This is a genomic window from Shewanella sp. SR44-4 (assembly GCF_014163715.1).
Taxonomy (GTDB): domain Bacteria; phylum Pseudomonadota; class Gammaproteobacteria; order Enterobacterales; family Shewanellaceae; genus Shewanella.
Map to the genome: position 1 here is coordinate 21,660 of NZ_JACJDU010000034.1, position 14,231 is coordinate 35,890.

The window sequence follows — 14,231 nt, forward strand, 5'->3', positions numbered from 1 at the left end:
ATATTTGTTAGGTATTTTGTAACTCAGGCATAATTTCCATTAATTTAGAGAACCAATTTTTTACTAACTGATTGGTTTTATAAATAGGAGTAAAACCTGAACCTGTTGGTGTTAGATAAATAGTATTTTCAACTGAATCAACTATATAACTAATCTTAATACAGTTTAACTTAAAAGGTTTTGCAACCCGAGAATAGTGAGATATTTCAATATTTTTTATTGAGCTACGAGTAATGGAATAATTATTTTTTTTACCGAGGTATTCTAAACCATCATTTGTAAGTGAAAGCTGACCTTTGTCGGTGTATAGATAAATATACTTTCCATAAAATGTACTTTGATGTTCTAGCGTAGATACATAACAAAATTGGTTCTGAAATTCTGATTCCACGAAATATTCCTTTATTAGTGAAATACCAACACCTCATTAAGAGAAAAATAATATGTTGGCTAAAATAAGCGACGTAGGAGCAAAATCCAACTGTTATTTGTCCTGATTCATCAAATTGTTAACAGTAATTTGCTAGATTATGATTCTTCAATACACTTAAAACGAATTTCGGTTTTAGGGAAATTACCAAATATAAATGGCGGTTTTGCATCGATAGTTTCTAGAACTTTAACCATTTTTTTTGACTTTTGACACTGTGCATACGCTTCTGTCATAGCCTCTGCTTTTAGCGTACCCATACCAGTAAAACCTGTAGCAGCTTGACGAGAAACCATATAAGTTTCACCGCCCATTGGAATGATGCCTGAGTTTTGAGCGCAACCAGCTAAAACAAGAACTAGAGGTATAATGGCATACTTCACGAGATGTAGATTCCTTTTACTGTTAACAACTTATTGAACTGCTAGCCAAATAAAGTCGGACATTTAAGTTATTGATTAATCTACATCCTACATTTGCTATCTATTTAGTGTAAAGCAATTAAATCTATTCATGTTGCCTTTACATATAGACTACTAAGACTACAAACAAAAAGAATATGTGAGCAGACTAAAACCACCAGGATTCAATAACATTGAGGACGTTGAAGAAAATAGCGTGAGTCCAGACATGGATGTCTGGCTAGCTTTCGAGGTACAGGATGTACCACCGAAAGCGTTAGCATTTTCGAATAAGGCCGAAGAACACCAAAACGAAGTCAAAAGCTGGATTCAACCACGTCGCGAAATTATCGCTTTTCAGATAATTTTGATGTGGCGGCTGGGAGTTCCAAGAGGGAACAGCCGTTGGTTTCCTCTTGGTCTGGTGTGGGCGAAGCGCCACGACGTTAGTGGCCGTAGGCCATAAATCAAAGATAATAAAAACAAATAAGAATTACTGAGATTGCAGCAAGAAATTGACCATGTCATCACAACCTAAATGCTGACATAGCCAAAACAAACGCGGAATAAACGAATTAAGCTTGGGTAAACAACTGATACAACTTATCTTTTAACACCAAACGGTCAAGCTTTGCTTGCTCAATAAAGTCATCACTTGTTGGAGTATTGCGTAACTCCAGCTTACGAATTTCAGTATCTAATTTATGATACAGCTTCGCATCTTCAGCAAACTCAGTATCATTGGCGGTTAACAATGAAATCTTGTCTTGATACTCAGGGAAATCAACTAATAACGCATGGCTTTCACCTAACATACTTCTCTCCTTTTCATGTCAATGTCTAATAATGTTAGACCATATTTACACCTTATCGTCAAACTTACTCTCATGTTTTCCAATAACAAGCATATAAAAACTGCAACAGCTTAACCGCTATAACTGTTAGGATATGCTTATATTCGTACTTGAATACCGCTATTAACTTAATGAGTAATCAATGAAAAAACTTCTCAATGTCTTAATCATCAGTCTGCTCGTCAGCGCATGTTCAGATCCAGCAACACCTGAAAATAATTCCAACTCTATCACCGCAACAGCGGGAAAGTCTGCTACTAAGCTCAGTCTTAAGCAGCAAGTAGAGTCGATCACTAAAGACTATTTTGTACTCAGACCTGAAATTGCCACTTATTATGGCGTGAGCGACGCAAGCATCAATGCCAAAGTGATGTCTAAACTCACCGACTACAGCCCATCGGGTGAAACCCATCGTCGCAAAGGGCTTAAGGCAATACTGAGTCAACTGAACGATATTGATGCAACAAGCTTAACTCCCTCAGAAACAATCAGCTTAAACGCGATAAAGTCTGAAGTGAAAGGCGCTTTATTACCTGCTCAAACAGTGAATTATGGCACGGTATTAGGCGAGTATGGCGTGTGGTTTTTACCCTATGCCGTAAACCATTTATCGGGTTTGCAAATTGAATTCCCCGGTTACATGGAAGACAAATTTTCCGTTACCAATACCGATGAAGCGAACGCTTATTTAAACCGTTTAAGCATATACCCTGCAGCGATGGGGACGCTTATCGATAAGCTTAACCATGATGCCGACATAGGCGTCATTCCACCGGACTTTGTCATTGATAACACTCTGCGTGGGTTACAGGCCCAAATCAGCGGGCCTGCAAACAGCCATCCTTTAGTAACCAGCTTTAACGCTAAACTTAACGCAGCCAAAGTGGCCGATAGCGATACATTGGTAAAGTCTGCAGTTGAGTTAGTTGATACTAAATACTATGCCGCCACCCGCCAATTGATTGCAGCTTTAGAAGCGGTAAGTCCAAAAGCAACTCATGAAGCAGGCATTGGGCGTTTACCCCAAGGGGCGAAGTTATATCAAACGCTTATCCAGCATTTAGGCAATTCGACCAAAACTGCTGATGAAATTCATCAACTCGGGTTAGCTGAAGTAGCCCGGATTACTGCCGAGATGGACGGGCTACTCAAAGAAGTCGGTTATGTTGATGGCACCGTCGGTGAGCGCATGCAGGTGTTACTCAACGACCCACAATATCTTTACCCTAATACCCCTGAAGGTAAGCAACAGCTAATGGCCGATATTGATGCCGACTTAGCCTTGGTTGATGCAAAATTACCAGACTGGTTTGGTCGCTTGCCTAATCAAGATGTGGCTATTGAAGCGGTACCAGACAGCCGTGCAGCTTCTACTAGCGGCGCATTTTACGATGCCCCTTCGCAAGATGGTTCGCGTAAAGGCACCTTCTGGATCAGCTTGTATGACACGGCATCACTGCCATCTTATTCATTACAAACCTTGACCTACCACGAGACTAATCCTGGTCATCATTTACAAACCATTATTGGCTTATCTGATGAATTACCACTGCTAAGCACAGTGTTTTACTCCAATGCCGCTGGCGAAGGTTGGGCTTTATATGCCGAACGTTTAGCGGCCGAAATGGGCATTTATGCTAATGATCCTATCGACAACATTGGCCGTTTGCAGTCAGAGTTACATCGTGCAGTTCGCCTGGTGGTTGATACCGGTATGCACGCCAAAGGCTGGAGCCGTGAACAAGCCATTGATTACGCGGTGGCAACTGAAGGGATTCATTTGTCGGAAGCCACCGGCGAAATTGAGCGCTATACCGTTTGGCCAGGCCAAGCACTTGGCTATAAGTTGGGTGAGCTGAAAATTATCGAACTACGTACCAAAGCCAAGCAAGTCTTAGGTGACAAGTTTGATATTAAAGTATTCCACGATCGCTTATTAGAAAATGGCGCATTGCCTTTAGATTTAATGGAGCAAAAAATTAATCAGTGGTTAGCCAGCGAAACGGCTGCGTAATCAACTTTAATTCGGAATACTAAAGCTCAGAATAATATTGTTTGAGCAGGTTACACAATAAAGCCACAGGGCGAATACTCGTGCTGTGGCTTTATTGTCATTTATCGTTTTGCAGCTTGGTTTAACTTAGATCAGTTTTATTTAGCTTGGTTTTGAAACGCGGCTAATTGCTTAGTGTATTTGTTTTGATAAAACGGATGGTCGGTACTCGCTAACGCTTGTTGTTCCGCTTCGATAGCCTGAGTCATTTTACCTGTTGCTCCATAAACACTGGCTAACTCATGGTAGGCCGAATGCGCTTTAGGATAGGCTTTCAGCGTATCTTGGTAAACCCCAATCGCTTGCTGTGGTGCTGCTTTAACTAAGCTATTACCCAAGGCTAACAGCGAATCAATTGCTGGCACATCAAAGCCATAAACCTCATCAGACAGTCGCTTATAATAGGCTAGAATCGCTTTAGTCCCTTGTTGCGATACTTCTGAATCCGCTGCTAGAACAGTGTGAACATCGTTAAATATCTTCTCGATACCTAATGCCGTCGCCAAGATAGGCTGAGTCATATAATAGCTGCCGTCAAAACGCTTTATTTGATAGTTCAATTTACCATTGGCATTAGTTTGAATAATATCTTCAAGCCTAGCAAACGAATCCAGCTGCCTTTGCTCAAAGTCGCTATCACTGGTGCTAACAAATAGAAACCTTGGTTTGCCTTGCATGTTTTTGAGTTTTTTAGGCGCATCATTGAGCACATAAGCAAAGTCTGTTGATAACACTGGGCTGGCAGCAATATAGGCATTAAATAAGCTAGGGCGATTAATTAAACTGTATAGCACTAAACCTGCATTGCCAGTAAAGCCGTTAAAAATACGAAAGCCATTGGTGCGATAGCGTTTATCAATTGCGGGCAGTAAATCGTGCTCAAAAAAGTCCAATAGCGCTTGATCGCCTTGCTGCTCTATCGCACGCTTTTTTAGCTCCCCCAAGCCTTGATGTCCATCGGGAGCAGTAACAATAATGGTTTCTAACCACGGCCAGCCACCGTTATGACTCATCCAGTCATGCATACCCGCTAAATACAAATGGCTACGAGGATGTAAGTCAAATAACACCACGTAGCGCTTATCGGTTTGCTTGGTATAACTGTTTGGTAAGGTCACCAAAAAATCGGCTTGCTCGCTAAATAAAGCAGACTTCACACTCAAGGTTTCGGTCGTTGGCGGCAACATTTCAGTAGCAAACACCACACTAAGATGAAAAAAGCTTAGTAATAATGCGCATATAGACAGGCTTTTAGCCCATAAGCTCGGCCATTTGAAATAACGTTTTTTCCCTATTGTAACCATGGTACCTTCCTGGTGAAACGTGACAGTTAAGTTAACCCGAAGCTACCAGACCACATCACACAAGGCAATTTAGTAATATCTAAACTTAGCTCACATCTTGCATTCAAAGTCATCTAACTAGGGTGCAATATCACGAATAGCACTAGCCTTAATCGCCAATAAAGCTTAGGATCATCATTACGTTAATTTATTGTTTTGGAGTAACAAATCTTATGAGTATTAGAGCTATTATCGTTGATACCGCCGGTACCACTACCGATCTTAACTTTATTCAGGATGTGTTATTTCCTTACTCAAGAAAAGCGATGGCTGAATTTCTTGAGCAAAACCAACATAACGTTGTGGTTGATTACTGTATCAGCGATGTTAAAGATATTGCCTTAGAACCAGATGCGACACTCGAGCGAGTCACTGAGATTTTACAGCAATGGATAGACGAAGACCGTAAACTAACACCACTTAAAACCCTACAAGGATTAATCTGGAAACAAGGTTATAACCGCGTAGAGTTTACTGGCCACATTTACCCTGACTTTATCGATAGCATTGAGCGCATTAAAGAAAAAGGCATTCGTATTTACAGCTTCTCTTCTGGCTCTGTCGAAGCGCAAAAGCTGTTATTTAGCCACACCGAAGCAGGTGATTTAACCGGTTCGTTCAATGGTCACTTTGATACCCGCACGGGCAATAAGTTAGACAAACAAGCCTACTGTAATATTTGCAACACCATTAGCTTGAAGCCAAAGCAGATTTTATTTGTATCGGACGTAGCAGAAGAGCTCAAAGCTGCAGAAGCCGCAGGCATGACAACTTGCCAAATGATCCGCTTTGCTGACCAACGCCAAGCTACGTGCAAAAAAATAAGCAGTTTTAGTGAGTTAGCGTTCGATTAACACTGACTGATTAAACATAAAAAAACGACCGTCTAGGTCGTTTTTTTATGCCTGCAAAGTGCCTGTTAACTGGGAAATGCAGGTGAAATACATTTTTTCACTTCAAAATGATAACCATATTCCGCATTGATATCGGGTGTTATTTCAAGGATCTCATAATCATTAAGCTCGACCACATGCGACAACGGTAGTTTTTGACAGCGGGATTTGGCATTCGCCTCCAACTGAAACGCAAACAACGCAATTGCTTTACGCACACTGGTAAAATACTGGCTACGTAAATGACTGTAAGGCTGCTTGGCGATTTCATCAATGGCGTCCAGTTCTTGCTCGCGTTCAACTTGTTTCGCTGTTTTGGGTTCAGACTTGGGTGGTTCTTTCTTAGCAGGGTCTGTTTTAACAATGATCGACAAGCCATCATCAGCAAGTATTTCCTCTTCGGTTTCTGCTTCAACTAGTTGCACCACTTGTGGATCATCCAACGCTTTTTCAACCTGACCATAAAGGTCCATCAGCATGGCGAGGTGATACAACACCACTGCAGCAAGAATCACTCGCACCCAAAAGGTTGTACGATGAAAATGCACATGATTAATCAAGCGAAAGTTGGTCACACCAAAGGGGCGGAGTATAAAAGACACACCAAACATTAGCGGAAAAATAAGCTGTAGTAATAACAGCACAATACAGCTCATCACCACACTCCATGCCGGAATGTAGAGCAAAATGGCGAAGTTATGGGTGTAATTAAAGCTACTGGCTGCGACGCCAACCACATCGTTAACCACTGAACTTGAGCTAGCCAGGGCAAAATTGGCCACTATCGCATAAAACAGTAACAACACCGCTTTGCCAGCCAAGCTGTGCCACATACGTTCAAATAAATGCCAGAACTCAATTGACATCGCCATCACGCTGATAATGGCCACCCACGCCACCGAGTCTGTGGCAAACAGTAAGACTATCGCCACCAAATACAATTTCTGCGGCAAACTCAGTTTGGTTTGTAATTCAGTAAATCGGCTACTAAACACCGTCCAACATGACGATATCCATAAATTTGATGTTGTTATAAAAGTCTCTTTTCGCAAGGTGAAAATCCTTATAAGTTCACTGGATATACTCACTGTAATAGCCACTGTCCCTTGTTGTTCATCGTCCAGACTGTTAAATTAACCGTTGGAATTTAAACAAGCGTTTAATTTATTAATTCATAACAGAGAACCGCCATGAATGACTTTTTAGCTCAACATTCTATCAGTACAGACATTCAAGTAGCATGGGGTGAAATGGATGCACTGCAACATGTGAATAATTCGGTGTATTTTAAGTATTTTGAAACTGCTCGTCTCGATTTCTTTAACCAAATTAACCTACTCGACGATCTAAAAACTACGGGTGTCGGTCCGGTACTAAGCGAAACCAATGCCCGCTTTAAGCGCCCAGTAACCTTTCCAGACTCAATTGTTGTAGGGGTAAAGATCAGCGATATCAATGAAGACCGCTTTGTGATGCATTACACCGTGTTCAGTAAAGCACAGCAAGCAGTGACGACTATCGGCTGGGCAAAAGTGGTGATGTTTAACTTTAAAACCGGCAAAAAAGCCAAACTCACGCCAGAATTACTCAGTGCTTTATTGGAACATGAGTAACAGTATGAGTCATAACATCAATAGCCACATAAATAAGCGGCATTACAAGTAATAGGACAACACACTATGAGCAATCAAGACACCGTAACCGTGCAACACCAAGCTAGCCAACATCGTTTTGTGGTTATCACACAAGGTGTTGAGGCGGTACTTGAATATCACTTAGAGGGTCAAAATATTGATTTTAGTCGCACCTTCGTACCACCCGCTTTACGCGGCCAAGGTATTGCTGAAAAGCTAGTCAGAACTGGACTGGCTTGGGCGAAAACAGAAAAACTTAACATCAGTGCCAGTTGCAGTTACGTAGCCAAGTTTTTACGTTAACACCTTCTTTTGTGTTAGCCCTAAGCTGCACCGGTTAATGCAGCCAATTGCTGACGAACAAGCTCAGCAAGCGGTTCGCTTTTTTCAGTTTGGTAATTGTAATGCACCATCGTGGTGGTCGCTTCAGCGGTTTTTTTACCGTGCTGCCAACAGCTTTGTAATATATCAAAGCTGCTATTGCCTAAACGACTAATGTGCGTTTTAACGATAACTTCTTTGCCATAATACGTTGGTGCGGTGAACGCGATAGTAAAACCAGCAATGATCATGTTCCACTTGGTTAAATCTTGCCCTGGATTTACGATTTCAAAAATCGGCTCACGAGCCGCTTCAAACCACACTGGGATAACCGTGTTATTAATGTGTCCTAACGCATCGGTTTCACAAAAGCGCGGTTTGAGGGTCATGTTAAATTGAGTATCTGTCACAAAGAATCCTTTATTATTTTGAGTCCATTGACGTTTTGCTCGATGAACAAATGTCATTAGCCCATTCTAACGACACATCTCACTTGAGGTCATTAAAAAAGTCTGTATTGCGAAGGAATTATGGGGGGGGTATGTTAGGGGAGAAAACAGTAATCATCTTAAAAAATTAAATAAAATTATTTTTTCGGTTGGGTATCGTACTCATCTATGGTGGCCAAAATCAACTAAACAGACAAAATGCTATCAAATCTCGGCTTAAAGCATTGTCACTCTGAAGCCAAACAACTAGAACTTATTTCCATGTTTAGCTTTGTCTGCAGCAACTTCAGCCGCTATTTCAGCACGAACTTCCTTGATGTCTTCTAAGGCATCAAACTGATACTCAACAAAAATTTGATAGTATTTACTCTGTAACAAGTAAAGTGACATGAACAAAAAAACGACGGCTAACAGATATGCATAAATAAATGTTACCTTTTCTACGATTAAAAACACTGTTGGCAAAAATATAATAAATAAAATACAGAAATACCATTGTAAGACTTTTACGGCGAAGAAAGATCCTCTCACAACTGCAAAGTTCACACCGCTGAAAATAATGGTAGTAGTGAATAAATACATCAACACATGCTCTATTTTCATCTCGAAATAAAAATCAAAAATGAGCAGATTTAACAGTGCGATGGAAAGTATCATGGATAGTGTCGCAGCTAAAAAAGCCGCTATGGACTTCATAGGTGGAAATAATCCGACAATATCGTCATCACTTTTCTTTTTAGTTTGTCTTTTCATCAATCAGCTAGCTCTTCATATATCCCAATAGCCATTGTTCCAATTGTTCCATTGAATAGGCTACCAGAAATGCTCATTGAAGCTCCAACGGCATCCATTAAATGTAAACGAAATGCATGGGTAATTTGTTTACCTGTATATTTTTTTATGTTGCCTTTTCGAGCCATAGATTTTATTAATTTACCTGAAGCACCAGGTAAATTAAGACGGGTAATGACCAAGGACTGATTACACTTTTTGACCAATAAAACAGATCTACAAGTGAGTTTAATCAACGAAGAGCTGTTTTAATATTTAGCGCCTTCTTCAGCAGCTATCTCCGCAAGAACAGATTTATAGTCTTTAACACTATTTAATCGATGTTGAACAAAAATTCGATATTTTTTACTGTCTAAAATAAAAATTGAGCTCATCGCTAAAACTGCTGAAACCAATTTAACAATAAATAATTCCACGGAAAAGTCTTCTATTATCACAATAGGGATCAGTAAAACTAAGAGAGCATATTGGAATAGCTTTAGAACCTTGACGGCAAAAAATGAACCTAGAATAACTTGGTAATTCACCAAGAAAAAAATGATAGATAAAACGGCTAACACGCCTAAAATCGCTTCTGGTGAAGGGTCAAAATAAAAATTCAATGTAACAGATGCCCCGACTCCGAATGATATAGTCATCAGCACAGAAGCAATTAAAAAGGTTATAAATGACAACAAGGGCGGAAATATCCCAACAGCAACATCTTCACTCTGTGGATTGTTGATCATTTACCACTCATCCCTTCAAAAATACCACTAGCTAGCACTTTCTGGCTAAATTGATTGTCATAAAACGACTGAGTGCTAGATCTAAAAACAGGCTTTCCATTTACCGTGATAATTTCCATAGTTCCCTCTATGTTGCCTAATTTTAAAATGGAGTATTGTACCGCTACTGAAAATACAGGCAATTATCACTAAGTATTACGAAAAAGGACGCTAATGCGTCCTTTGGTATAAAGATTGATGGTTAATTACTTGCCATACATGGCATTAATTTCACTGTGATATTTGCTGTAAATCATTTTACGACGCAGCTTTAATGTCGGCGTGATGAGTCCAGATTCCATCGAAAATGCTTCATGTAATAAGGTGAATTTTTTGATTTTTTCAAACCCAGCTAACTCATGTTGCAACTCGATTAATCGCTGCTCGAAATGAGCCACCACTTGTGAGTGACGTAACAACTCAATTGGGTTTTCAACATGAATACCTTGCGCTTTAGCCCAAGTATTTAATGCTTCAAATGCTGGCACAATTAGGGCTGATACATAATTGCGTGCATCGGCAACTATGGCGACTTGTTCGATAAACGGGCAACAAGCTACCTTACCTTCAACCCGCTGTGGTGCAATGTATTTACCGTTTGAAGTTTTCATTAACTCTTTAATGCGATCGGTAATATACAAGTTACCTTGCTCATCGATGCGTCCTGCATCACCCGTTTTTAACCAACCGTCTTCAAAGGCGTCTGCGGTATCTTGTGGGCGGTTGTAATAACCGCGCATCACAGTGTCGCCACGCACTAAGATTTCATCGTCGTTGCCAAGCTTGATTTGCATAGCCTCTAGCGGCTTACCGTTTGAACCTGGTACACGATTATCTAAAGTATTACAGGTTACCGTAGCGCAGGTTTCTGTCATGCCATAACCACACAATACCGGTACACCTATACTGTGAAAAAAGCTGGCCACATTAATATCGAGCGCGGCACCGCCCACGGGCATGAACTTTAACCGGCCACCCAACACTTGCTGTAACTTGCTGTAAACCAGCTTGTTAGCCAGCTTCCACTGTGCACTTAACCACAAACTTCCTGAAGCACGGCCCTGGCTAACTTCAAATTGGCGTTTACCTACTCGCATCGCCCAAGCAAATAATGTTTGTCTCGCTTTAGGCGCTTGGCCGACTTTATCGTGCACTGCGCTGTAAATTTTTTCTAAAAATCGCGGCACGGCACACAAGGTATGTGGTTTAACCGCAATAAGGGCTTCTTTAATGCGATTAGTGTCGTTTAAATACACATTGTGGCCGCCGCGACATAATACATACATGCTCCAACCACGCTCGAATACATGGCTAAGCGGTAAAAAGGCCAGCGACACATCACCCGCAGTAAATGGCAACTCACTGTCATGCTGTTTAATCATCGAGGCAAAATTACGGTAGTCGAGCATCACACCTTTAGGATTGCCGGTGGTGCCAGAGGTATAAATAAGCGTGAATAAGTCGTCTAGGTTGCTATTGGCGAGTCTAGTATTGAGCTCATTGGTAATCAGCGGATTAAATTGCGCCGCTAATACCTGATCAAAATACACATGATTATCGGCATTAAGGGTAACGTTAGCATCAAAGACTACAATGTGTTGCACGCACTCAGCTTGGGCTGCCACTGTGCAAGCCATGTCGTATTGCTGTTGGTTACCCGCAAAAATTAATTTAGCTTGAGAGTCGTTAACAATGAATACAGCTTGCTCTATGGTGCTGGTTGGATATACCGGTACCACAACATTACGAGCCTTAAGGGCGCCAATATCTGCACAGGTCCACTGTGGACAGTTTTGCGCTAAAATCACCACTTTGTCTTGCACTTGTAAGCCAAACTCAATTAACAACTGTGCGACTGAGTCTGTAACCGTATCAAATGCGCCCCACGTTACGGTATGCCAAGGTGCAGGCATATCAAAGCCTTCAAGGGCAATGTTATTGCCTAATGACTGACCTTGCTGTTGCAGGAGTCGAACTACGTGGTATTGATCTAATGACATATAATAGTGGCCTTTTAGCTTACAAGTGTTCCGCTTTTTGCATTCTACCTGAAGTCGCTAAAAACCATAAGAGCTTTTGCTCTATTTTTGAGCTTACGGTCACGTTTGTCAGTTATGCTCGATGATTTACGGGGCCAAAATGCCATGTTGCCACAAACGTTTTTTACCCCAAATTAATGCGCCAACACCAACAATAATTAGTGGCACATCCATAAGCAACCATACCCATAAGCTGTCACCGTCTCGCACTGCGGCGAAACTCAACGACACCAATATCGAATGGAGTAACACTATTAGCATTGCTGCTGTGGCTTGCAGGCTATTACGGCTTGCCGCACCCATTCCCAGCATAATCGCACAGCCCCAAAAAGTGCTTAGACCTAAATGCAGTACAAATAATCCGCCATATTGCGGGTCAATCAAGCTATTGGTAAAACCTAGCACGCTGACCATAGCCACTAGCACAGCGATGAAACGATACTGGCTGCGGTAAAATGCATCGCGCAATCCACTCAAGCCGCTATAACAAGGCAATAAAAACAGCGTTTCTGCCGCGCGCCAACGCTGAATTCGGCTCCAATGAACAATGGCACAACTGATCACGGTAAATTGCACCAATAAAAATAATGCTGGTACATCAATATCAAATAGCCACGACAGCAGTATTAAACCAAGGGTGATCAACGGTAAACAAAGCAGCATCATCGTTAGCACTGGGCCGATAAAAAAGTTCATCGGATGAAACAACCGCTCAACACGAGTAATCCAGGTGAATCCTTTTATGCTCGGCAGCCACATCCAGCCCATTTGCACGGCGTTGAGGTACACCACACGCGCCTCGTTATTCCAGCTAAGTTGGCGACATAAATGGATCACCCAAGACAATAGCCCAGCAACCAGTATTAACATCATCCACGTCGGTATCGTGAGTGCGAACTTATCTGAAAATGGCACTGTTATGAATAATAAAAACGATAAATGAAAACTGTTACTGCGCCATAAACAGGCCCATACAAACAGCAAACTGACCACAATGGCTAGCAGTAGTCTGGGGATGACATCGTAAGCAGCAAAACCAATACAGGCTAATAGCTGTATCAATAACATACCGACTGCGATGGTCGCCGCCTGTATGAATACGTGCTTTTGATAATGAGGTATTAGACCGGTCACCTCAGTTGCTGCTAAGCGATTAAACTGCCAAGCAATTGCCGCCCCCGTAGACAGTGTTGCCATGGAAAAAACGAGGCTAACAACCTCAGTTTTACCCGTGATAAAACACAAAAAACCCAACATTAGGCCTAATCCTGCGGCACCAATAAAACCGACACTGCCTAAGTCATATAACCACAACCGCAGCATGCCACGGTAAGGTTTACGCCATGCTGAAAGTTGACTGTTTTGCAGCGACTGATTCATCGATGCAGCTCCATAAATAACTGTTCTAAGTTGAGTGGTTTTTCACTCTGCACACCCGCAATATTCGATGGGTTACCTTGAGTATCCACCAGCATACTTTGTCCGGTTTGGCTCAATATTTTATAATGTGACGGTAACTGAGCGTTTTCGGCTAAGTTGAGTAATTTAACCTCTTCACGCAAGGCGTCGATTTCTTTAAACAGTATCAGTTGGCCTTTTTTAATCAGGGCAACATGGCTGGCAACACGTTCTAAATCTGAGGTGATATGCGATGAAAATAACACTGCTGAACCTGAATCGAGCGCGAGATCGAACAAGTCGCTCATAAACTGACGCCTGGCAATGGGATCTAAGCTGGCAACGGGTTCGTCGAGTAATAGTAAGGTTGGCCGATACGCCATAGCCATGATCAATGCTAATGATTGACGCTGGCCCACTGATAATTTTTGCACCGCTTGCGTAACATCTAAATCAAAACGTTTAAGCCAATCTTGCTCGAGTGTCATATCCCAATTTGGATAGAAGCTACGGTGCAACTCTAATGCTTTATCAATAGTAAAGCCTTCATAACCAAAAGGCTGCTGGGGTACGTAACCAATACGTTCTTTTGCTTGAACAGATAAAGCGGTAGGCGATTCGCCAAGGGTTGAAATGTCGCCTTGTTCGATGCCCACAATGCCTAATGCGCAACGCATTAACGTCGATTTACCCGCACCATTTTGGCCTAATAACCCGACCACCATACCTGGGTAGAGTGTCATCGATAGATCGACCAACACCGCATGACCTGCTGCAGACTTGTGTTTTGCAGCAAAGGTTTTGCTCACATGATTAAAGCGTAAAACGGGCTGTTGTTCGGATTCCATTTTCGACTT

The 14,231-nt window shown here is 41.7% G+C and carries 16 protein-coding genes; 4 read left to right on the forward strand and 12 right to left on the reverse strand.

Translation table 11 applies throughout. From position 1 onward, the window contains the following. Positions 1–7: 7 nt before the first annotated feature. The 3 genes from H5125_RS15085 to H5125_RS15095 all read right to left on the reverse strand — a co-directional run bounded on the left by H5125_RS15085 (position 8) and on the right by H5125_RS15095 (position 1,646). Positions 8–391, reverse strand: coding sequence for a hypothetical protein (locus tag H5125_RS15085; protein WP_162024179.1), 384 nt, complete (start codon positions 389–391; stop codon positions 8–10). A 137-nt stretch (positions 392–528) separates the two neighbouring features. Further along, positions 529–813 (reverse strand): hypothetical protein, encoded by a 285-nt coding sequence (locus H5125_RS15090; RefSeq protein ID WP_243638288.1) that lies wholly within the window; start codon positions 811–813, stop codon positions 529–531. A 593-nt stretch (positions 814–1,406) separates the two neighbouring features. Continuing rightward, entirely contained in the window at positions 1,407–1,646 is a 240-nt protein-coding gene (locus H5125_RS15095) for a YdcH family protein (protein ID WP_101088629.1), read from the reverse strand. 181 nt (positions 1,647–1,827) lie between these two features. Between H5125_RS15095 and H5125_RS15100 the strand changes: the two genes are divergently transcribed. Continuing rightward, a complete protein-coding gene (locus H5125_RS15100) occupies positions 1,828–3,699 on the forward strand; it encodes a DUF885 family protein (protein WP_182744656.1) in 1,872 nt (623 codons plus the stop codon). Between the two features lie 137 nt (positions 3,700–3,836). Here the strand turns inward: H5125_RS15100 and H5125_RS15105 are convergent, their stop codons facing one another. Then, positions 3,837–5,042 (reverse strand): alpha/beta hydrolase-fold protein, encoded by a 1,206-nt coding sequence (locus tag H5125_RS15105; RefSeq protein ID WP_182744657.1) that lies wholly within the window; start codon positions 5,040–5,042, stop codon positions 3,837–3,839. 212 nt (positions 5,043–5,254) lie between these two features. Between H5125_RS15105 and mtnC the strand changes: the two genes are divergently transcribed. After that, on the forward strand, positions 5,255–5,935 hold the full coding sequence (gene mtnC, locus H5125_RS15110; RefSeq protein ID WP_162024182.1) for an acireductone synthase: 681 nt from the start codon (positions 5,255–5,257) through the stop codon (positions 5,933–5,935). Positions 5,936–6,000: 65 nt separating this feature from the next. Here the strand turns inward: mtnC and H5125_RS15115 are convergent, their stop codons facing one another. Then, positions 6,001–7,026: a hypothetical protein gene (locus tag H5125_RS15115; protein WP_182744658.1), complete on the reverse strand. Its 1,026-nt coding sequence runs from the start codon at positions 7,024–7,026 to the stop codon at positions 6,001–6,003. A 138-nt stretch (positions 7,027–7,164) separates the two neighbouring features. On the opposite strand from H5125_RS15115, the gene H5125_RS15120 reads away from it, so the two are divergent. Both H5125_RS15120 and H5125_RS15125 read left to right on the forward strand, forming a co-directional pair. Further along, positions 7,165–7,587, forward strand: a complete 423-nt coding sequence (locus tag H5125_RS15120) for a thioesterase family protein (protein WP_011639375.1) — start codon at positions 7,165–7,167, stop codon at positions 7,585–7,587. A gap of 66 nt (positions 7,588–7,653) precedes the next feature. Continuing rightward, positions 7,654–7,911 (forward strand): GNAT family N-acetyltransferase, encoded by a 258-nt coding sequence (locus tag H5125_RS15125; RefSeq protein ID WP_182744659.1) that lies wholly within the window; start codon positions 7,654–7,656, stop codon positions 7,909–7,911. Between the two features lie 20 nt (positions 7,912–7,931). On the opposite strand, the gene H5125_RS15130 is transcribed toward H5125_RS15125, so the two are convergent. From H5125_RS15130 to H5125_RS15160, 7 genes are all read right to left on the reverse strand, one after another. Then, a complete protein-coding gene (locus tag H5125_RS15130) occupies positions 7,932–8,318 on the reverse strand; it encodes an acyl-CoA thioesterase (protein ID WP_409085827.1) in 387 nt (128 codons plus the stop codon). Positions 8,319–8,624: 306 nt separating this feature from the next. After that, entirely contained in the window at positions 8,625–9,131 is a 507-nt protein-coding gene (locus H5125_RS15135; RefSeq protein ID WP_182744660.1) for a hypothetical protein, read from the reverse strand. Beyond that, positions 9,131–9,352 (reverse strand): hypothetical protein, encoded by a 222-nt coding sequence (locus H5125_RS15140; RefSeq protein ID WP_182744661.1) that lies wholly within the window; start codon positions 9,350–9,352, stop codon positions 9,131–9,133. Before H5125_RS15140 ends, H5125_RS15135 begins: the two co-directional genes overlap by 1 nt. A gap of 66 nt (positions 9,353–9,418) precedes the next feature. Continuing rightward, positions 9,419–9,898 (reverse strand): hypothetical protein, encoded by a 480-nt coding sequence (locus H5125_RS15145; RefSeq protein WP_101088637.1) that lies wholly within the window; start codon positions 9,896–9,898, stop codon positions 9,419–9,421. Positions 9,899–10,143: 245 nt separating this feature from the next. Beyond that, the gene (locus H5125_RS15150) at positions 10,144–11,937 is read right to left on the reverse strand and encodes a long-chain fatty acid--CoA ligase (RefSeq protein ID WP_162024187.1); all 1,794 of its coding nucleotides are present in this window, start codon (positions 11,935–11,937) and stop codon (positions 10,144–10,146) included. A 126-nt stretch (positions 11,938–12,063) separates the two neighbouring features. Next, positions 12,064–13,356: an ABC transporter permease gene (locus H5125_RS15155; RefSeq protein ID WP_182744662.1), complete on the reverse strand. Its 1,293-nt coding sequence runs from the start codon at positions 13,354–13,356 to the stop codon at positions 12,064–12,066. Beyond that, positions 13,353–14,222 (reverse strand): ABC transporter ATP-binding protein, encoded by an 870-nt coding sequence (locus H5125_RS15160; RefSeq protein ID WP_182744663.1) that lies wholly within the window; start codon positions 14,220–14,222, stop codon positions 13,353–13,355. The genes H5125_RS15155 and H5125_RS15160 overlap by 4 nt, the downstream gene beginning before the upstream one ends. Positions 14,223–14,231 lie beyond the last annotated feature (9 nt).

Bases quoted from the DNA above. Each gene is read 5' to 3' on its own strand.
- H5125_RS15095 (WP_101088629.1), bottom strand. From the start codon at position 1,646: ATGTTAGGTGAAAGCCATGCGTTATTAGTTGATTTCCCTGAGTATCAA.
- H5125_RS15100 (WP_182744656.1), top strand. From the start codon at position 1,828: ATGAAAAAACTTCTCAATGTCTTAATCATCAGTCTGCTCGTCAGCGCA.
- H5125_RS15105 (WP_182744657.1), bottom strand. From the start codon at position 5,042: ATGGTTACAATAGGGAAAAAACGTTATTTCAAATGGCCGAGCTTATGG.
- mtnC (WP_162024182.1), top strand. From the start codon at position 5,255: ATGAGTATTAGAGCTATTATCGTTGATACCGCCGGTACCACTACCGAT.
- H5125_RS15120 (WP_011639375.1), top strand. From the start codon at position 7,165: ATGAATGACTTTTTAGCTCAACATTCTATCAGTACAGACATTCAAGTA.
- H5125_RS15125 (WP_182744659.1), top strand. From the start codon at position 7,654: ATGAGCAATCAAGACACCGTAACCGTGCAACACCAAGCTAGCCAACAT.
- H5125_RS15130 (WP_409085827.1), bottom strand. From the start codon at position 8,318: ATGACCCTCAAACCGCGCTTTTGTGAAACCGATGCGTTAGGACACATT.
- H5125_RS15135 (WP_182744660.1), bottom strand. From the start codon at position 9,131: ATGAAAAGACAAACTAAAAAGAAAAGTGATGACGATATTGTCGGATTA.
- H5125_RS15145 (WP_101088637.1), bottom strand. From the start codon at position 9,898: ATGATCAACAATCCACAGAGTGAAGATGTTGCTGTTGGGATATTTCCG.
- H5125_RS15150 (WP_162024187.1), bottom strand. From the start codon at position 11,937: ATGTCATTAGATCAATACCACGTAGTTCGACTCCTGCAACAGCAAGGT.
- H5125_RS15155 (WP_182744662.1), bottom strand. From the start codon at position 13,356: ATGAATCAGTCGCTGCAAAACAGTCAACTTTCAGCATGGCGTAAACCT.
- H5125_RS15160 (WP_182744663.1), bottom strand. From the start codon at position 14,222: ATGGAATCCGAACAACAGCCCGTTTTACGCTTTAATCATGTGAGCAAA.